The organism is Mycobacterium asiaticum (assembly GCF_001668675.1).
Classification (GTDB): domain Bacteria; phylum Actinomycetota; class Actinomycetes; order Mycobacteriales; family Mycobacteriaceae; genus Mycobacterium; species Mycobacterium asiaticum_D.
On the sequence record NZ_LZKQ01000288.1, the window covers coordinates 1 to 19,139 of the forward strand.

Genomic DNA, 19,139 nt, shown 5'->3' on the forward strand with positions numbered 1-19,139 from the left:
CCCCCCGCTGGACCCGCCCGCGATGCGGTCCGGCCGCCACGGGTTGCGTGTCTGGGGAGTGACGACGCCGTAGGCGAACTCGTGCGAGTGGGTGCGGCCCACCACCACCGCACCGGCCTGCCGTAGCCGCGCGACGACGGCACTGTCTACATCGGGTATGTGGTCCGCCCGGACACGTGAGCTGGAAGTGCTTGGCACGCCGGCCATGTCGTAGATTTCCTTGACCCCGATCGGGATTCCGTGCAGGGGCCCGCGATATCGGCCGGCCGCGATCTCGCGTGCCGCCCGTGCCGCCGCTTCGTTGGCCAGTTCCGCCGTGACGTTGCTGAACGCGTTGACCTCGGGATTGATGGCGTCGATGCGTGCCAGCACGGACTCGGTGAGCTCGACCGGCGACAACTCCTTCGTCCGGATCTGCCGTGCCGCGCCGGCCAGGGTCAGTTCGTAAGGTTGCATTACGCTAGGCAACCTTCGCCTGAAGCCCGAGGGTGGTGCGCAGCCAGCTGCCCATCTCGGCGATTGCGCGGTCGACGGCGTCGACGCGGCCCGCTCCCATGATGAAGGAGTGCTGTCCCTCGTCGAGTTGCCGCAGGACGATGTCGCTGCCCGCTTCCCTTGCCTTTTGCGCGAAGGCGACGGCATCCGACGCGAGCAGTTCGTACTCTCCGTAGTACACCAAAGTGGGCGGCAAACCGGACAGGTCGGCGCCGAGCAGATGCACACGCGGGTCGGTGTATTCCACTCCGGTGCCGTCCAGCCAGCACGACCGGAACAGCTCCATCAATCCGCGGGTGAGCAACCTGTCCCGGTCGGCGTTGGATTCGATGGACTCCCCCGACATCGTGACGTCGGTCCAGGGCGAGATGGACAGCACCGCACCGGGCTGCGCCTCGCCCCGATCACGCAGCCGCACGGCGAGTTCGACGGCGAGGTAGCCGCCGATCGAGTGGCCCACGCTGCCGATCTTGCTGGGCTGATAGCCCTGTGCGAGCACCCAGCGGTAGGCGGTCTCGACGTCCTCCACTTGTGCCGGGTATTTGTGCTCGGGGGAACGCCGGAAGTTCAGGACCAGCGAGCGCGTGCCGGCCGCTTTGGCGATGTGTGCGGCCGCTTTTCGGTCCGAGTGCATCGACATCAGCACACTGCCGCCCATATGGCTGTGTAGCAGGACCGATTCCGGGTCGCTGTCCACGGGGATACACCACAGCGCCTCGACTCCGCCGGCGTCGACCTCGGCGTAGGTGACACCCTCGGGTTCCTTCGTCGCCACATGGATGTTCTCAGCGACGTCCCTGATCGTCTCCAGCCCGAAGTTGGGATTCGAGGAACGCCTGCCGATCTCCGCGAAGATGCCCGCCAATTCCGCCGTCCGCTCGCTTGCCATAAGTGCCCTTTCCTCGATGCCCGTTAGAATAACGATCACTATATAACGATCGCTATTCAATGACCAGGGCGCGTTTGTTCGAGCGCCGAGCGTGGGCCTTACGCAGAAAAATTGGTCACGAAGCCGCCATACGCCACACGCTGGGCGGCAGGATTTGACTAGGCGTGCACGCCGTCGAGCGCACGACGGGCGTAGGCCCGCACGTCGGCGTCGTTGTCCTTGAGCGCGATGGCGAGTGCGTCGCGGGCTGCGGGCTCGCCGGCCCACCTGGTCAGGCTCAGCACCGCGGCCTTCCGCACGTCCAGATGGGTGTCCGCAACGGCGTGGGCCAGCTGGGGCACGGCGAGTTCGGCCGTCGTACCGGACAGTGCGCGCGCCGCCCCTACCCGCACCTGCCAGGCGGTTGCGCGCAGCGCCTGCTGCACCGCGTCGAAATTACGTTCGTCGCAACCCAATTCGGCCATCGCCGTGAGCGCGGCGGCGCGCACCAGCGGGTCCGGGTCGGCAATCAGGGCGCCGATGGCATCCCGGCTCCGGACCGATGAACGCATTGCGGCCAACCCCCCGGCCGCGGCGATGCGCACCTCCCGGTTCTCGTCGGCCGCAGCGGCAACGACGCCGGCTACGTCGTCGACGGAAACGAGCGCGCGCACGGCCTCGATCCGCACATGGTGAATATCGTCATCGAGCCCGCGCCGGTATTCCGTCGCCGAACCGCCGCGCCGCGCCGCGAGCACATACATTGCCGCGGCCCGCACCACCGCATCCGGTGAGTCCAGATGCGGGCGGGCTTCGGCGGCGTCCGGCAGCACCTCTACCAATTCCCGGATCCCGTCGGCGGCGGTCCGGCGCACCGCGACATCGGCGTCGTCGAGCGCGGCGAACAGGGCGGGTGCGTAACCGTCCGGTATGTGCTCGGTGAGGGTTGCCACCGCGGTGCGGCGGACTCCGGCGTCGGGATCGGTCAGGTAGGGCCGTAGGTCCGCGGTGGTCGGCTCGTCGAGCGCCAGGACCTCGGCGATGCGTGGCGACGGAGCATGCACCGGGGTCTCGATACGGGTTCGGGTGGTGGTCGGGGCCTGGCCGCCCATCAGCGGCGGCTGCTCCACCTCGAATACGCGCCGATCCGTCGGCGGCAGCGCATCGAACTCCGGGACCGAGACCAAATAGGGGGCCACCGGACGCTTCAGGAACACCATCCGGCCGTCGCCGGGGTCTTTGCGCAAGTTGAGGTGGTAACCCCACTCGCTGTCGTCCCGCACGGGCAGATCGGCGCGGTCGTGGTAGAGCCCCCACCGTGACTCGGTGCGGGTGAGCGAGGACCGGGCGGCCATTTCCGCGCAATCGCGGATGAAGGACACCTCGACCGCGCGCATCAGCTCGTGTGGGGTGCGTGCCCCCATTTCGGCGATCTCGTCGCGCATGCGGTCGAAGGTGCGGATCGCGATCGACAGCTTGGCCGCGGTCTTGGGCGGCGCCACATAGTCGTTGACGAAGCGCCGAAGCTTGTATTCGACCTGCGGCTGCGGCGGCCCGTCCTGGTGCCGCAGGGGGCGGTAGATCAGCTCGTGCGCCGCACGCAGCTGGTCCTGCGGCAGGTGTTGTGGCGCGGCGGTTTCGGTGACCGTCGAGGCGGCGTGTTCGCCGGCGAGGTCGCCGAAGACGAACGCCCCGATCATGTAGTTGTGCGGGACGCAGGCCAGGTCGCCGGCGGCGTACAGACCCGGAACCGTGGTGCGGGCATGCTCGTCGACCCACACGCCGGATGCGGAATGCCCGCTGCACAGCCCGATTTCGGAAATGTGCATCTCCACGTCGTGAGTGCGGTAGTCGTGACCCCGGTTGGCGTGGAAGGTGCCCCGGGTGGGCCGCTCGGTGGTGTGCAGGATGTTTTCCAGCGCCGTCAGCGTCTCGTCAGGCAGATGTGACACCTTCAGGTAGATCGGCCCGCGAGCCGAATCGATCTCGCTCTTGACCTCGGCCATCATCTGACCCGACCAGTAGTCGGAGTCGACGAACCGCTCGCCGTGCGCGTTGACCTGGTAGCCGCCGAACGGATTGGCCACGTACGCGCACGCCGGCCCGTTGTAGTCCTTGATCAACGGATTGACCTGGAAGCACTCGATTCCGGAGAGTTCGGCGCCGGCGTGATAGGCCATCGAGTAGCCGTCACCGGCATTGGTCGGGTTCTCGTAGGTGCCGTACAGATATCCGGAGGCGGGGAGGCCGAGCCGTCCGCACGCGCCGGTCGCCAGAATCACGGCCTTGGCGCCGATCGCGACGAACTCCCCGGTGCGCGTGTGCAGCGCCGCGGCGCCGACGGCCCGGCCATCAGCGGTCAGCACCCGCACCGGCATCAGCCGGTTCTCGATCTGGATCTTTTCCCGCATTGAGCGTTGCCGCAACACCCGGTAAAGCGCCTTCTTGACGTCCTTGCCCTCGGGCATCGGCAGCACATACGAGCCGGAGCGGTGTACCCGGCGCACCGCGTATTCGCCGTGCTCGTCCTTTTCGAATTTCACCCCATAGCGCTCCAGCCGCTGCACCATGGCGAACCCGCGGGTGGCGGTCTGATACACGGTGCGCTGGTTGACGATTCCGTCGTTGGCCCGGGTGATCTCGGCGACGTAGTCTTCCGGTTCGGCCTTGCCGGGGATGACGGCGTTGTTCACCCCGTCCATGCCCATGGCCAGGGCGCCCGAGTGGCGTACATGCGCCTTCTCCAGCAGCAGCACCTGCGCACCGTGTTCGGCCGCGGTGAGGGCCGCCATGGTGCCGGCGGTACCGCCGCCGATGACCAGCACGTCACAGTCGAGTCGGAGCTGCGGCTCGTCCGCGGGTATCTGCATCATGCCGCCACCAAATGGTTCAACGCGGCAATGACTTCGGCGCGTAGTTCAGCCCGCGGAGCGGTGCTGCGCGGATCCGGCACGTCGAGCACCGCACGCAGCGGGTGGCCGGCTTGGCCCAACACGGCGATGCGGTCACCGAGTGCCAGAGCCTCGTCGACGTCATGGGTGACGAAGACGATGGTGGTGGGATGCGCTCGCCAGGTATCGATGAGCAAACGTTGCATGGCCGAACGCGTTTGGGTGTCCAGCGCGCCGAACGGCTCGTCCATCAGCACCGCGCGCGGCGCACCGGCCAGACCACGGGCCAGCTGCACGCGCTGACGCATTCCGCCGGACAGGCTCTTGGGCAGGTACTGCCCGAAACCGGTGAGGCCGACCTCGGTGATCCAGCGTTCGGCTTGGGCGCGGCGGGTGGTGCGCGGCACGCCGCGCAACCGCAACGCCAGCTCGATGTTCGACCGTACGGTGCGCCAGGGCAGTAGAGCGTTGTCCTGGAACACCATGCCGCGGTCGCCCGAGGTGCTGACCACCTCTTCGCCGTCGGCCAGCACCCGTCCGTTGTCGGGGCGCATCAGACCCGCCAGGGCCCGCAGCACCGTCGACTTGCCACACCCCGAGGGCCCGGTGAGCACCAGTATCTCCCCGGGCCGCGCCGCCAGACTCATCCCGTCGATGACTGGGATCCCGTTGTACGACAGGCGTACCCGATCCAGTTCCAGACTCATGCCCCTCATCGCTTCGCTTCCTCTCCCCTCGGCAACCACCGGGTGACCCGGCGCCCGATGACTTCGACGGCCGCCGATGTCGCGAAACCCAGCACGCCGATCGTGATGATGCCGACGAACACCTGCGGGTAGGCCAGCACGGTGTAGTTCTGCCAGGTGCGGTAGCCGACACCCAGCCGTCCCGAGATCATTTCGGCGGAGATGACGCAGATCCACGCCACCCCCATGCCGACCGACAGGCCGCCGAACACTCCCAGCAGGATGCCGGGCAGCACAACCTGCGTCAGCACGTCCCAGCGCCCACCCCCGAGGGTCCGCACGCTGTCCTCCCACAGGGTCGGCAGGGCCCGCACGGCGTGCCGGGTGCTGACCATGATCGGGAAGTAGGCCGCCAGGAAGGTGATGAAGACAATCCCCGCTTCGTCGGTCGGGAACAACAGGATCGCCACCGGCACCAGCGCGATCGCGGGAATCGGTCGGGCCAGTTCGGTCAGCGGGCCGACGAGGTCGGCGAACAGCCGGGAGCGGCCCAACAGCACACCGGTCGCGACACCGGCCGCCGCTGCCAGGCCGAACCCGGTGAGAATGCGCAGCAGCGACTGCGCGAGGTCGAGCCAGTATTCGAAGGCGCCCAGCCGCCGGGTGAGCGCGGTCGCTATCTCGGTGATCGTCGGCAGCGTGTCGAATCGCAGCCAGAACCGCACCTTTTCGACGGTGAGGAGTTGCCACAGCCCGAGCGCGAGGGCCACCGACGCCAGTCGCAGCAGCCGCGAACGCCACGGCGAGGCGGACCGGCGCGGTGCGGCGACTGGTTTGGCTGGGCCCACAATCCGGTCGGCCAATTCGGCGGTCATAGCGAACTCCCCACTGCCTGTTCGTAATCCACGGTCACCGCACCCGGGTGCGCGGCCAGGTAGCGTCGTGAACCGGCCACGGTGCCGAACGGGCGGTAATCGATGCCGTCTCGCACCCAGACCGCCTTGTCGGCGAACCATCGGGTGCCCAGCTCCGCGTCAGGCACATAGGCGGCCCGGATTCGGGCGCTGCGTGCGCGCGCCGCCTTGATCGCGTGGAGCAGAGCGGTCGGGTTGGCGAACGTCTGGGTCGAATCCGCACCGTCCAGCCACAATTCGCTGGCCAAGGCCGGGTCACCACCGAGCGCCGACGGATTACCGGTACGAGCCCGGCCGGCGTCGTAGTCGAGCCCGCGCGCACCGAACACCGCCCGCAGCGGTCTGTCCTGCACGAATCCGTCGACGTCGAGATCGGCGAAATCGCCGATCGACTTCAGGTAGGGCACATCGCCTTTGAGCGCTTCGATCTGCGACGACTTGAGCGTGCTGTCGAACGAGGTGCCGCCCGGACCGTTGTAGAGGTACACCACCTCTTGCGGCAGACCGCTGGCGTCGGCGACGATGCGGGCCGCCTGCAACGGCCTGTTGTTCAGGAAGTCGGTGGCGTCCAGTTGTGCCTGCAGGAACGCCGCCAGCACTTCGGGATGCGCGGCCGCGTAGGAGCGGCGCACGACAACACCGTGCAAGGTGGGCACATTCAATTCCGCGCCGTCGTAGAGCAACCGGCCTTTACCCTGGTACACCAGCAGACCCGGCCACGCGACGAATTGCGAAAGCGCCTGCACCTGGCCTGATTCCAGAGCGGACGCGCCAACCTGTGGCTGCTGATTGAGCACTTCAGCACCGTGAATCCCGGCCCGGTCCAGCGCCCGGACCAACGTGCCGTGACCAGCCGAGCCCACACTTGCCGAGACCCTGGCACCCTTGAGGTCGGCCAGTGTCGTCGCCGACGAACCCGGCGCCACCACAACCATGTTCAGGGCGCCCTTGGGGTTGTAGCCGGTGACCGAGACCATTTCGGTGCGGGCCAACGGATTCGCCTGAGTTTTCGAACCATTGATCAGCAGGGGGTAGTCCCCCATCGAGCCGATGTCGATCTTCTCGGCCAGCATCTGCGCGGTGATCGGCGCACCGGTGTCATAGTCCTGCCATCGCACGGCATATCGGGTGCCGGTGCGGTGGGTGACATCGGCAAGCCGATGCTCGAGGTAGCCCTGAGCGCGCAGCAGCGTCCCGGCCGTCACGGTGTTGATGGTCTTGGACTGGTAGCCGACGACGACGTTGACGACTCCGTCGGACTCGGCCAGCGATTCCAGCGAGCAACCGGACAGCAATACGGCCAGGGTTACCGCGACGGACAGCAGCCGTTGCACATGCCTCACCATGGATATCCTTGAGATAGAGCGGGATTCAGCGCAGCAGATAGGGCATGTTCACCGTGACCGCCCCGGTGGGGCAACGCGCCGCGCACGGCCCGCAGTACCAGCACTCGTCGACGTGCATGAACGCCTTACCCGTGTCGGGATTGATCGCCAGCGCGTCCAGCGGGCACACCTCGACGCACAGGTTGCAGCCTTCGATGCACAGCGATTCGTCGATGGTGACCGGTACATCGGCTCGGGTGTTGTCGATCAGCGTCAAGGCTTGCTCCTAATCAGGTTGCCGCGCATGGTGATTCGGTCCCCCCGCATCCTGATGTACTCCAGGTCAACCGGGCGGCCGTCGTCCAGGCTGGTGAGGCGCTCCAGCATCAGCAGCGGCGCGCCGTTGGGCACCTGCAGCGCCACCGCCGAATGGGCGTCAGCGGGAATGGCTTCCAGCGCCAACGCCGCTGAGCCGAGGGGTTGCCCGCTCACCTGCTCGATGAGGGCGAACAGGTCGTTGTCTTCCAGCGGATGCCCCAGGATCTGCGTGCCGATGTCCGGGGCCAGGTAGGTCAGGTCGAGGCTGAGCGGCAGGTCACCCAGGTACCGCAGCCGCTCGATGAAGACGGCGTGCTCACCGGGGCCCAGGCGCAGTCGGTGCGCCACCGACGGAGGGGCCGCGACCAGCATCGCGGCCCGCACCTGGTTGCGGACCTCGCCCTGACCGTTGAAGGTCTCCTTGAGGCCGAGCAGCGTGTCCAGGCCGTGCGCGTACTTGCGCTGCGCGACGTGCGTGCCGATCCTCGGTCCGCGGTCGATCAGGCCCTCGTGCTTGAGGACGCCGAGGGCTTCACGAACGGTGTTGCGCGAGGCCGAGAACTCGGTGGCCAACTCGCTTTCGTTGGGTAGCCCGTCGGGGTAGGCGCCAGCGTGGATCTGCTGACGCAGCACGTCGGCAACCCGGCGGGCCCGGTCGGCGCGGGCGCCCTGGATCGGCACTGGATCTGCCACGCCGCCACGCTAATGCAGGTCAGCGGCGCAATGTCGGGACCGACCACGGTCCTGCTGGGCGCCTGAACCATTGCGCCGGACCCCGTAGTGCGCTACCAGCGATATCCGGGCCCCGGAGCGCTATTGCGCCACCCCGGACGCACCCCCCGCACTTCTGATCGCGTTGAAACTAATGCGGGTGACAGCCGTACGTCAGTTCACCTGGACGGTGTGCTCGTTCGCCACCATCGGTGCCTCGGGCGCCCGCGACGGCTCGGAACCGTTGCCGGACACCTTCGCGCGTGTCACCGCCTTGCGCTGCGCCTCCATCCGCGACAGCGCCTCCTGGGTGAACACCGACAGGCCCAGCTCGTGGTTGTATCCGTGGATCTCCTTGACGTCGAGCTGAGCGAGGAAGTAGACGATTTCTTTCGAAACCACCTGACCCGGGACCAACACGGGGAAGCCCGGCGGATACGGAACCACAAACGTGGTGGACACCAACGTCTTTCCCTCGGCGATCCGGCGCCCGGCGGTGCCGATCAGCACGTACTCGCGGTCCGATTCCTCATACCCGGCATAGAACGCCGAGCGGGTGTCGCCGTACACACTGCCCTCGGCGGGACGGAACGCGACGTCGAACTCGCTGAAATCGGGCAGGTGCGGCAGATCCTCGGTGATCTCCTCGACGCGGCGCTCGTGCAGCGCCCAGTCGGCCGCGCTCGCGGCCTCCTTGGTCCGGTCGAAGTCGGTCGCCACCCGGCGCAGCACATCGAGCAGATGGTGCACGCTCGACCAGGTCACGCCGATGGTGAAGATCAGCAAGACGCTGTTGATCGAGGTCTTGTTGATCTGGATGCCGAACCGGTCCATCAGAATCTTCTCGCGGAAGTCATAGCCGTTCATGCCGGTCTTGCCCAGAAACAGCGTGACCCTGGTCGGGTCCAGCACGAACTGGTCGGATCGCCAGGCCTCGTTCCACTCGTCGAGGGCGCCCTGGCGCACTTCGCGATACGAGCTGACGTGCGACGCCCGGTATTCCTCCGGAACCAGATCGGACTCGTCGAGGATGCGGAACCACTTGCTGATCAGCCGGTCCTTGCGGACCCGGTGCCGGAACACCAGTGCCATGTCGTAGACCTGCCGGACCAGCTGGAAACCCTCGATGTCGACCTGTCGCCGGGCCAAATCCAAAGACGCCAGCAGCTGCTGGTTCGGTGAGGTCGAGGTGTGGGTCAGGAACGCCTCGCCGAAGGCGTCCCGGGCGCGGGCGTTGAAGTCCTGGTCGCGCACATGGATCATCGACGCCTGCCGGAAGGCCGAGAGTGACTTGTGCGTCGAATGCGTCGCATAAACCCGCACCCGCGCCTTGTCAGGGTCGGGCAGCAGCCGGTGGTTGACCCACTCCGACCGCGGAATGCCCTCCATCGACGCGGCCCACAGTCGGTACTCCTGGGCGTACTGCGGGGAGTCCAGCATCTGTTCGAGCTTCTCGGCCGACACCATGGCGGTGCGCTGCCGGGCCCACGGCACCGCGGTGGCGAACGCGAACCAGGCCTCGTCCCACAGGAAACAGATGTCCGGCTTGATCGCCAGCACCTCTTCCATCACCTGCCGGGGGTTGTAGACAACGCCGTCGAAGATGCAATTGGTCAGCAGCAGCATGCGGACCTTGTCCAGCTGCCCGGCCGCTTCCAAGTCCAGCAGCGCCTTCTTGATGGTGCTGAGCGGGACCGCCCCGTAGATCGCGAACTGCGGCAGCGCATAGGACTCCAGGTACCGCGGGTAGGCGCCCGCCAGCACCAGCCCGTAATGGTGCGACTTGTGGCAGTTGCGGTCGATCAGCACGATGTCGCCCGGCCGCGTCAACGACTGCACCACAATCTTGTTGGCGGTCGAGGTCCCGTTGGTGACGAAGTAGGTGTGGTTGGCATTCCACGTCACTGCGGCCTTGTCCATCGCCTTCTTGATGTTGCCGTGCGGGTCCAGCAGTGAGTCCAAACCGCCTGAGGTGGTGGACGTTTCGGCCATGAAGATGTTGCGGCCATAGAACTCGCCCATGTCCTGCAACGACTTCGAGTTGAAGACGCTGGCACCGCGGGCGACCGGCAGCGCGTGGAACTGGCCGACGGGTGCTGCGGCGTAGGCGCGCAAGGCGTCGAAAAACGGTGTGGAGAACCGATTTCGCAGCCCGGCGATCACGGTGCTGTGCAGGTCGGTCACATCGTTGAGCCGATAGAAGGTGCGGTCATAGACGTCGGGCTCGTCGTCGCCGCCGGCGGCGATCGATTCATCGGTCAGCAGGTACAGGTCGATGTGCGGGCGAAGTTCGCGGATCCATTCGCCGCATTCGACCCAGTCGTGCGTGCGGTCGGACACCGGTATGTCGTCGTTGGCCCCGAGCAGCGTGTTCATCAGCGGTACCCGGTCACGCGAGCGCAATGGCAGATCGTGGCGGATGATTGCGGCCTGGATCTCGCCGTTGAGCGCCACCGCGGTGATGGCGTCCTCGACGCTCGGCGCGACCAGGATCTCGAACTGAATGTCCTCGGCCGCGTTGCGCAGTTGGCGCAGCGCGTCGACCAGGCAGTCCGGAGCGGTGCACGGGGAATCGTCGGCCAGCAGCACGGTGTAGAACTGTTGCTGCTTGGCCTGGGCCACCAGCTCCTGGTCGGCCAGGGGCGCCGAAAGGTCGAACAACGCTGTGCGGTCGCCGTATTCGGACAGCAGCCGGACGGCCTGGGACACCTCTTCGGCCAGACGCACGGTGGACAGGCTCTCGAGATGGGAACGGAACGTCGCCAGGTTGTCCGCACCCGGGTACAGCCAGTACCGCTCGTAGGCGGCGATGCGGTCCATCAACCGCTTCACCTTGGCCAGGTCGTGGGACTTGTCCAGGCCGGCCAGGTCGACCTCGGCCAGGTGACGGCAGGCGTCGTCGAGCAGGTTCCAGGTGTCGATCCGCGTGTATGACGGGTTGGCCACCGCGGCCAGCGCCGAGACGCGAAGTCGACGCGGACGGGCGTTGTATCTGGTCATGTCGTCACCCTTCGGCGTCAGTGCAGTTCGTAAGCATCGCGGGAAAGACGGAAATAGTGGCCGCCGTGATCCGTGCAGGTGATGCCGGCCTCCTGGCTCTCGCACGTTATCGAGTTGAACGACCGGGTCTGACCGTACTGCAGCACCGGGTAGCCGGTGCCGAGGATTGTGTCGCTGTGACAAGACATTTGGGCTGGGGCGCCCTGGTGCATGCTGATTCTGCTCCCCCACGCGCCCATGCACGGGTTGGGGCGCGGGGGCACCGGGTAGGAGTGCTCACGGATCTCGCAGCCGGCGAAGGCCGAGCCTTCCATCGGCCCGATGCCGCAACCGATATTTCCCGACGGCGTCTGGAAGAACTCGAGGCCGGCGGCGTGCGCCGTCGGCTCCGGCGCTGCCAGCGCAGTCACGACGAAGGCCGCGACGAACCCGGCGCTCGCTCTGTTCGGCATCATTGCCGACAGCTTTCCATCACGCCGCTATTGTGTCTCCCCCTCCCTCGACACACGAGCGTTTCGGCGGTTTGGTCTTCAGCGGCCGACCCTGCGCAGCGGGTCGAACTCGCGCAGGCTCGGTGGCTGCTTGCCGGTGGTGACCTGTTCGGCCAGATACCGCCCGGTGACCGGTCCATGCGTCAATCCCCACATGCCGTGTCCACCAGCGACAAACACCCTTGGTGCCACCTCGCCGATCAACGGGCGTCCGTCGGGCGTGATCGGGCGGGCACCAACCCAAATGTCAGTGCGTTCGTCCCAGCGCATGCCGTCCAACAACTTGCTTGCCGAGCTCACGATCGACGCCACCCGCTCGGGAAAAACCCGCTCCCGCGGGTTGCGGAACTCCATCGTGCCCGAGACCCGCATCGCGCCTCGGTACGGCGTGCAGGCCACCCGGGCATCCGGCAGGTAGATGGGCCCCGGGATGGGGCGATCCACGGGCACGGTGAACGAGTAACCACGACCGGCACGTACCGGCACGCGCAACCAGCGGGCCGCCAGTTGCGGCAGCTGCGCGCCACTGGCGATCACCACGGCATCTGCCCGCAGCGGCTCGCCATAATTCGTCAGCACCGCAATGCCGTTGCCCGCAGGAACGATTCCGGTGACCTCCAAGCGGTGCAACAGCGCGCCCCGCTCGGTCACCGCTCGTCCCAGCGCCGTCACGAACCGGCCGGGATCGACGAAGCGCTGTCCGCTGATGCTGAGCCCGGATGTAGCCGCCGGCGCAGCCAACGGCACCTGCTCGTGCAGTGCGTCACCCGACAGGGCGGTGACAAACGTTGTCTGGCTGGCCTGTTGAAGTACGTCGAGTTCCTTCAGGAGGTGCTGGGCCCCGGCGCTGGACTCGAACAAGGCGGTGATCGGTGCGTCTGTCACCGGCACGTCCACCCCGTTGTTGACCAGGACGTCGAACGCATCGATGCAGTCCTCGTTGAGGACCGTGTTCGCCCGCAGCGCCCGACTCCACGATGATCGCCGACAGTTCGCGGCAAATTGCATCAGGAAGAGCCACAGTCGCGGGTCTCCGGTCACCGGGATGTGTAGCGGCGCATTCGCGTCGAACAGGGACCGCAACCCGTAGCGCAAGATCGCCGGAGAGTTCAGCGGCAGGACCAGACCCGGTGCCACCCACCCGGCGTTGCCAGCGGACGCGCCGGCGCCGACACCGCCGCGGTCAACCACCGTGACATCGACGCCACGCTCCTGCAGGAACCACGCCGTCGACAATCCGACGATGCCCGCGCCCACAACGATTACCGTGCGAGGTCCACCGTCGATATCCTCCACACCGGCCATCAGACACCTCCATAGCTGAGCCTTCGGTTCGCAATCACCGGTCCCTCGCGCCGGCCGTCACGCAGTCGCCGCACGAGGGCCCAATTGCCGGCCAGAAAGATCGCGGTCACCGCGGACACGCTCAACCAGGTGGACAGGGCGGCCGCCGCAGCCTCATCCAGCGGAGTCCGGAACGGCAGCCCGACGTGATTGCCCTCCGGGTCCACCCAGATGTCCACGGAATCCCCGGCTTTCACGCCTCGGGGCGCCGTCACGTCACCGGCGTGCTGGATTCCGCCGGCGAACCACCGGGCCGGCACGGTGACCGTCCGTGGGTCAGACATCTCTTGGTGCAAGGCGTTGTCGCTGACCACCACCGCCGTCACCAGCTGCCGGGTCTGAGCTTGCTCGCTCAGGACGCGAGTGCGCGACTCGTAGACCGAAAGCCCCACGACACCGGCCACCGGCAGGCCGACCAGCAAGGTGATCGCGATCCAGATCGCGGTCAACATCTCGGTTCCGTCGGCGATGCGTGCGCGGTGGCGGATGCGGGCCATGATGCGCTGTCCACGTTCGCGAAGCAGCGTGTGCATGTTGGCCACCTTCAGAGTTGATTGCTGACAACTCCATGGTGATGGCCGGTTGCGCCGCAGGCATTGCCCAACTGGGACAGTGCGGCCCTGGTGTGTTGTCGGTTTGCTACAGCGACCGGCCGTTGGGGTCGTCGTCGCTGTCGATGATCTGTTTGTTGCCGCGGTTGCCGAGCGAGTTCTCCACCCACTTGAGCATCGGCAGTTGCGGCAGTTCCCAGCGCCGCCCCGGGAGGTCGGTGACGTCGCCGAGCGAGCGGACCACGCCCTGGGTGAGGCCCATGATGGCGGCCATCACCGGCAGCAGCGGCTGCAGCGGTTTGGCTGCGGTGCGTACGGTACTGATGCGGCGGGCCAGGATCAGGCGTTCGATCGTGTGATACACCAGGGCGCCCACGCCGAGCCCGAAGATCGCCAGCACCGAGGCGACGATGGTCCACCCGAATGCGGCGCTGACCACCGCGCCGACCACCACCGCCACGGCCGCGAGCACGGCGATGACGACACGCAGCTCGAGGCGGGTCATGTACCCGCTCCGCGCACGGCTTGGGCCGCCGCGCGGATCTGCGGCGTGACCAGCATGACCTGGCCCAGCACCCCGTTGACGAAACCGGGCGAGTCGTCGGTGGACAACTCCTTGGCCAGCTCCACCGCCTCGTCGACGGCGACCGGTTCCGGCACGTCCTCGGCATAGAGCAGTTCCCACACCGCAACCCGCAGTATTGCGCGATCCACCGCCGGCAGGCGGTCCAGCGTCCACGCCTGAAGGTGCGAGGTGATCAGCTCGTCGATGTGCGCGGCGTGCTCGGCCACCCCGCGCGCCACCCCGGCCGTGTAGGGATGCAGCGGCGCCACGTCCGGGTTGGATTCGGCGAGCGCGGTGCGCACGTCGACCAGCTCGACCGGGCTCATCCCGCGCGCCTCGGCCTCGAACAGCAAGTCGACCGCACGTTTGCGCGCGCTGTGCCGGCCCTTCAGCGGCTGGGACCGCCGGCCCGGCTTACTCGCTTTCCCGTCCGGCATGTCAGGTGTTGACCCGACCCAGGTAGCTGCCGTCGCGGGTGTCCACCTTGAGCTTGTCGCCGGTGTTGATGAACAGCGGCACCTGGATCTCCGCCCCCGTCTCCACCGTCGCCGGCTTGGTGCCCGCGCTGGAGCGGTCGCCCTGCAAGCCCGGCTCGGTGTGGGAGACGACGAGCTCGACGGAGACCGGAAGTTCGATGTACAGCGGTGCTCCGTTGTGGAAGGCCACCTGCACCGGCAGGCCTTCCAGCAGGAAACGCGCAGCGTCGCCGACGAGCGACTCCGGCAGCGGGTGCTGTTCGTAGTCCTCGCTGTCCATGAACACGAAATCCGAGCCGTCGCGGTACAGATAGGTGGTGTCGCGCCGGTCGACGGTGGCCGTGTCGACCTTCACGCCGGCGTTGTAGGTCTTGTCGACGACCTTGCCGGACAGCACATTCTTCAGCTTGGTGCGCACGAAGGCCGGCCCCTTGCCAGGCTTGACGTGCTGGAACTCGGTGATCGTCCACAACTGGCCGTCGATGACCAGGACAAGTCCGTTCTTGAAGTCAGCAGTGGTCGCCACGTTCTCTAACATCTCCTACAAGATGGCCAGTTCCTTCGGGAACCGGGTCAACAATTCCGGGATCTGCCCGGTGGTCTGCGAGGTAGCCGACGCCCTACTTGGCACCACCAGCGTGTCCTCGATGCGGACACCGCCGCGGCCGGGTAGATAGACGCCGGGCTCCACTGTCACCACGGAGCCCGCAAGTAGTGTACCGGCGGAGGTTGCCCCGATGCCTGGCGCTTCGTGGATCTGCAGGCCGACTCCGTGGCCCAGACCGTGACCGAAGTGCTCGCCGTAACCCGCGTCGGCGATCATCTTCCGCGCCGCACCGTCGACGTCACGCAGTTCAGCGCCCGGATGCAGGGCTTCCCGGCCGGCCCGTTGCGCTTCGGCCACCAACTCGTAGATCTCCAGCTGCCAGTCGGCGGCGTTACCCAGCACGAACGTCCGGGTCATGTCCGAGTGATAGCCGGCCACCAGGGCGCCGAAGTCGATCTTGACGAAATCACCAGCGGCCAGCACGGCGTCGGTGGGCCGGTGGTGCGGGATGGCGGAATTCGGCCCGGCCGCCACGATCGTCTCGAACGAGATCGCATCGGCGCCGTGATCGAGCATCAGGTTCTCCAGCTCGCGGCTGACCTCGCGTTCGGTGCGGCCCGGGCGCAGTCCGCCGCGCTCGATCAGATCGGTCAGGGCGGCGTCGGCCGCCTCACACGCCAGCCGCAGCAGCGCCAGCTCACCGGCGTCCTTGACCTCGCGCAGCGCCTCCACGGTGCCCGACGCGCGGACCAGCTCGGTGTTGTGGCCTTCCAAAGCCGCGGACAACGCGTCCATGCCGTCGACGGTGACGACATGGCTTTCGTAGCCCAGTTTCCCCACCCCGTCCTGGCCGGCCCGGCCCGCCAGATACCGGCCCACCGCCCGCTCAATGGCCACTTCCAGATCGGGGGCCTGCTGCGCCGCCTGGGTGCGATAGCGCCCGTCGGTGGCCAGCACGGCCTCCCGATCGTCGGCAAACACCAGCAACGCGCCGTTGGATCCACTGAATCCGGATAGATACCGCACATTTATCAGGTCCGTGACCAGCATCGCGTCTAGTCCGGCGGCACCGATTTTGGCTTTGAGGTTGTGTCGACGCTGGGAATGTGTCACGACCCTTGACCGTACTCGCTACGCTGTTTGCCCATGAACAAGTGGATGGTGCGTGGATTGGTCTTTGCCGCCGCGATGGTCGTTCTTCGCCTTTTCCAAGGGGCGCTGATCAACGCGTGGCAGACGCAGTCCGCGCTGATCAGCATCGTGCTGCTGACACTCTTCGTGATCGCGTCGGTCGTGTGGGGATTGCGCGACGGCCGCGCCGACGCCAAGGCCAACCCGGACCCGGACCGACGCGAGGATCTCGCGATGGTCTGGCTGCTGGCCGGCCTGGTGGCGGGCTTGGTCAGCGGCCTGGTGGCCTGGATCATCGCGCTGTTCTACAAGGGCATCTACACCGGCGGGCTGCTCAACGAGCTAACTACTTTCGCTGCGTTCACCGCCCTGATCGTGTTCGTCTTCGGCATCCTGGGCGTGGCTGTCGGCCGGTGGCGAGTCGACCGCAACGCCCCGCCCCCGGAGAAGCACGACGGGTCGCACGACCGCCAGGACACCGACGTGTTCTCCGCGGTGCGTGAGGACGACAGCCCGACGGGCGAGATCCCCCGGCAGTCGCAGGGCGGCGCCAAGACCGAGGAGCGCACGTCGCCCGTGGCCACCGCCGAGCGCGATGAGCCGACCGAGGTCATCCGCACCGGCGACCGCGGCAGCGAAGACAAGACCGAGGTCATCCGCACCGGCGACAGCAGCGAGGCCAAGACCGAGGTGCTGAACCTGGACGAGGCGACCAGACCGCACAAGAAATCTACCGAGTAGCGGCCAGGTAGCGCAGGGCCAACAGGTAGCCCTGGATGCCCAGGCCCACAATGACCCCGGTGGCGACCGGACTCAGGTAGGAGTGGCGCCGAAACTCTTCGCGCGCATGCACATTCGAGATGTGCACCTCGATCAGTGGTGCACTCAGCTCGGCGCAGGCGTCGCGCAACGCCACCGACGTATGGGTGAGGCCGCCCGCGTTGAGAATCACCGGCTCGGAGGCGTCGGCCGCGCGGTGAATCCAGTCCAGCAGTTCGGCTTCGCTATCGGTTTGCCGCACAACGGCTTTGAGGCCGAGATCGGCGGCTTCGCGCTCGATCAGGGCGGCCAGTTCGTCGTGGGTGGTGCTGCCGTAGACGGCGGGCTCGCGCTGGCCGAGGCGACCGAGATTCGGGCCGTTGAACACGTTTACGCTCGAACTCATGGCGCCACTCCTCCGCATCGCCGCGCTCTGCATCGTCGTGGGCGCGTCATGGCGCGCACACTCCCGCGTAGGCCGTCACCAGCAGGCCCGGGTCGGGCCCGACCAACCGGCCCGGCTTGGCCAGCCCGTCCAGGACCACGAACCGCAGCACACCCGCGCGGGTTTTCTTGTCCCCGGCCATGTATTCCAGCAGCTGGGGCAGCGCGTCGGCGTCATAGCTGACCGGCAGACCCAGGGACGTCAGGATGGCGCGGTGGCGCTGTGCGGTTTCGTCGTCGAGTCGGCCGGTGAGCCGGGCAAGCTCGGCGGCGAAGACCAGCCCCACGGACACGGCGGCACCGTGCCGCCACCGGTAGCGCTCCCGGCGTTCGATCGCGTGCGCCAAAGTGTGCCCGTAGTTGAGGATTTCGCGAAGCTCGGATTCCTTCTCGTCGGCCGCGACGACTTCCGCCTTGACGGCGATGGCGCGCCGGACCAGTTCGGGCAGCACGTCGCCCTCCGGGTCGAGCGCCGCCTGCGGGTCGGCCTCGATGAGGTCCAGGATCACCGGGTCGGCGATGAATCCGGCCTTCACCACCTCGGCCATCCCGGCCACGATCTCGTTGTGTGGCAACGTCTTCAGCGTCGAAATGTCGACCAACACCGCCAACGGCTGATGAAACGCTCCGACCAGGTTCTTGCCGGCGTCGGTGTTGATGCCCGTCTTCCCGCCGACCGCCGCGTCGACCATGCCGAGCAGCGTGGTCGGCACGTGCACGATCGACACCCCACGCAACCAGGTAGCCGCGGCGAACCCGGCGACATCGGTGGCCGCGCCGCCGCCCAGGCTGACCAGTGCGTCCTTGCGGCCGATTCCGATGCGGCCCAAGACTTCCCAGATGAAACCCACGACGGGCAGGTCCTTGCCGGCCTCGGCGTCCGGGATCTCGATGCGATGTGCGTCGATCCCCTTGTCCGCCAACCTGGTTCGGATGGTCTCCGCGGTCTCCGTGAGCACCGGCTGATGCAGGATGGCGACCTTGTGCCGGCCGGCCAGCAACTCGTCGAGTTCGTCGAGGAGCCCGGTGCCGACCACCACGGGGTACGGCGGGTCGACGGCCACCTCGATGGTGACTGGCTTCGTTGCTTCTCTCATTTGGCAGCCTCTACCTGGGTGTTCAGCCGCGACACGATGTAGCGGACGACCGCGCCGGGGTTGCGGCGGTTGGTGTCCACCCGGATGGTCGCGACGCGGCGGTACAGCGGAACGCGCTTGGCCATCAGCTCACGGAATTTCTCGGCGCGGTCCGGACCGGCCAGCAGGGGCCGCACGGTGTTGCCCCCGGTGCGCCGGACGCCTTCGGCGGCGTTGATCTCGAGGTAGACCACGGTGTGGCCGTTGAGCGCCGCACACACCCCGGGGCTGGTGACCGCTCCCCCGCCCAGTGACAGCACGCCGTCGTGCTCGGCCAGGGCCGCGCGGATCACCTCTTCTTCGATGCGACGGAACTCCTGCTCGCCGTCAGTGGCGAAGATGTCGGCGATGGTGCGCCCCGTCTTCTGCTCGATCGCCGCGTCGGTGTCGAGCATGCTGACCCCGAGTGCCTTGGCGAGCCGACGTCCGATGGTCGACTTGCCGGAGCCGGGTAAGCCCACGAGTACCGCTCTGGGAGCCATCGGTG

20 protein-coding genes are annotated in these 19,139 nt (G+C 67.3%); 1 reads left to right on the top strand and 19 read right to left on the bottom strand.

What is annotated here, in order from left to right; genetic code table 11:
* The 16 genes from A9X01_RS24050 to A9X01_RS24125 all read right to left on the bottom strand — a co-directional run.
* Nucleotides 1–456, bottom strand: a 456-nt coding sequence (locus A9X01_RS24050; RefSeq protein ID WP_172832598.1) for an amidase family protein, incomplete at its 3' end; no start/stop codon positions are given.
* Nucleotides 457–460: 4 nt separating this feature from the next.
* Nucleotides 461–1,384, bottom strand: coding sequence for an alpha/beta hydrolase (locus tag A9X01_RS24055; protein WP_065123129.1), 924 nt, complete (start codon nt 1,382–1,384; stop codon nt 461–463).
* 158 nt (nt 1,385–1,542) lie between these two features.
* Entirely contained in the window at nt 1,543–4,236 is a 2,694-nt protein-coding gene (locus tag A9X01_RS24060; protein WP_155772252.1) for a fumarate reductase/succinate dehydrogenase flavoprotein subunit, read from the bottom strand.
* Nucleotides 4,233–4,970, bottom strand: coding sequence for an ABC transporter ATP-binding protein (locus A9X01_RS24065; RefSeq protein ID WP_065123130.1), 738 nt, complete (start codon nt 4,968–4,970; stop codon nt 4,233–4,235). Before A9X01_RS24065 ends, A9X01_RS24060 begins: the two co-directional genes overlap by 4 nt.
* Complete coding sequence (locus A9X01_RS24070; protein ID WP_065123131.1) at nt 4,967–5,815, bottom strand: ABC transporter permease; 849 nt, start codon at nt 5,813–5,815, stop codon at nt 4,967–4,969. Before A9X01_RS24070 ends, A9X01_RS24065 begins: the two co-directional genes overlap by 4 nt.
* Nucleotides 5,812–7,200 carry an ABC transporter substrate-binding protein gene (locus A9X01_RS24075; RefSeq protein WP_065123132.1) on the bottom strand — a complete coding sequence of 463 codons (1,389 nt, stop codon included), beginning with the start codon at nt 7,198–7,200 and terminating at the stop codon, nt 5,812–5,814. Before A9X01_RS24075 ends, A9X01_RS24070 begins: the two co-directional genes overlap by 4 nt.
* Before the next feature lie 25 nt (nt 7,201–7,225).
* Complete coding sequence (locus tag A9X01_RS24080) at nt 7,226–7,456, bottom strand: 4Fe-4S dicluster domain-containing protein (protein WP_065123133.1); 231 nt, start codon at nt 7,454–7,456, stop codon at nt 7,226–7,228.
* Entirely contained in the window at nt 7,453–8,190 is a 738-nt protein-coding gene (locus A9X01_RS24085) for a GntR family transcriptional regulator (RefSeq protein ID WP_065123134.1), read from the bottom strand. Before A9X01_RS24085 ends, A9X01_RS24080 begins: the two co-directional genes overlap by 4 nt.
* Before the next feature lie 192 nt (nt 8,191–8,382).
* Nucleotides 8,383–11,208, bottom strand: a complete 2,826-nt coding sequence (locus A9X01_RS24090; protein WP_081282599.1) for an aminotransferase class I/II-fold pyridoxal phosphate-dependent enzyme — start codon at nt 11,206–11,208, stop codon at nt 8,383–8,385.
* Between the two features lie 17 nt (nt 11,209–11,225).
* Nucleotides 11,226–11,663, bottom strand: a complete 438-nt coding sequence (locus tag A9X01_RS24095; RefSeq protein WP_081282600.1) for a DUF6636 domain-containing protein — start codon at nt 11,661–11,663, stop codon at nt 11,226–11,228.
* 75 nt (nt 11,664–11,738) lie between these two features.
* Nucleotides 11,739–13,004: an NAD(P)/FAD-dependent oxidoreductase gene (locus A9X01_RS24100; protein WP_065123135.1), complete on the bottom strand. Its 1,266-nt coding sequence runs from the start codon at nt 13,002–13,004 to the stop codon at nt 11,739–11,741.
* On the bottom strand, nt 13,004–13,576 hold the full coding sequence (locus A9X01_RS24105) for an Rv1733c family protein (RefSeq protein WP_155772254.1): 573 nt from the start codon (nt 13,574–13,576) through the stop codon (nt 13,004–13,006). Before A9X01_RS24105 ends, A9X01_RS24100 begins: the two co-directional genes overlap by 1 nt.
* Nucleotides 13,577–13,682: 106 nt before the next feature.
* Nucleotides 13,683–14,099, bottom strand: a complete 417-nt coding sequence (locus A9X01_RS24110; RefSeq protein WP_065123136.1) for an antitermination protein NusB — start codon at nt 14,097–14,099, stop codon at nt 13,683–13,685.
* Complete coding sequence (nusB, locus tag A9X01_RS24115; RefSeq protein ID WP_065123137.1) at nt 14,096–14,596, bottom strand: transcription antitermination factor NusB; 501 nt, start codon at nt 14,594–14,596, stop codon at nt 14,096–14,098. Before nusB ends, A9X01_RS24110 begins: the two co-directional genes overlap by 4 nt.
* Nucleotide 14,597: 1 nt before the next feature.
* Nucleotides 14,598–15,161 (bottom strand): elongation factor P, encoded by a 564-nt coding sequence (gene efp, locus A9X01_RS24120; RefSeq protein ID WP_036355256.1) that lies wholly within the window; start codon nt 15,159–15,161, stop codon nt 14,598–14,600.
* A 15-nt stretch (nt 15,162–15,176) separates the two neighbouring features.
* Nucleotides 15,177–16,295: a M24 family metallopeptidase gene (locus A9X01_RS24125; protein ID WP_065123138.1), complete on the bottom strand. Its 1,119-nt coding sequence runs from the start codon at nt 16,293–16,295 to the stop codon at nt 15,177–15,179.
* 33 nt (nt 16,296–16,328) lie between these two features.
* Between A9X01_RS24125 and A9X01_RS24130 the strand changes: the two genes are divergently transcribed.
* Complete coding sequence (locus A9X01_RS24130; protein ID WP_081282602.1) at nt 16,329–17,054, top strand: B-4DMT family transporter; 726 nt, start codon at nt 16,329–16,331, stop codon at nt 17,052–17,054.
* On the opposite strand, the gene aroQ is transcribed toward A9X01_RS24130, so the two are convergent.
* The 3 genes from aroQ to A9X01_RS24145 are packed head-to-tail and all read right to left on the bottom strand — an operon-like array spanning nt 17,044 to nt 19,134.
* The gene (aroQ, locus tag A9X01_RS24135) at nt 17,044–17,478 is read right to left on the bottom strand and encodes a type II 3-dehydroquinate dehydratase (RefSeq protein ID WP_065123139.1); all 435 of its coding nucleotides are present in this window, start codon (nt 17,476–17,478) and stop codon (nt 17,044–17,046) included. The two genes, A9X01_RS24130 and aroQ, sit on opposite strands and share 11 nt — an antisense overlap.
* Nucleotides 17,479–17,524: 46 nt before the next feature.
* Nucleotides 17,525–18,613: a 3-dehydroquinate synthase gene (aroB, locus tag A9X01_RS24140; protein WP_065123140.1), complete on the bottom strand. Its 1,089-nt coding sequence runs from the start codon at nt 18,611–18,613 to the stop codon at nt 17,525–17,527.
* Entirely contained in the window at nt 18,610–19,134 is a 525-nt protein-coding gene (locus A9X01_RS24145) for a shikimate kinase (protein ID WP_065123141.1), read from the bottom strand. The genes aroB and A9X01_RS24145 overlap by 4 nt, the downstream gene beginning before the upstream one ends.
* Between the last annotated feature and the right edge of the window lie 5 nt (nt 19,135–19,139).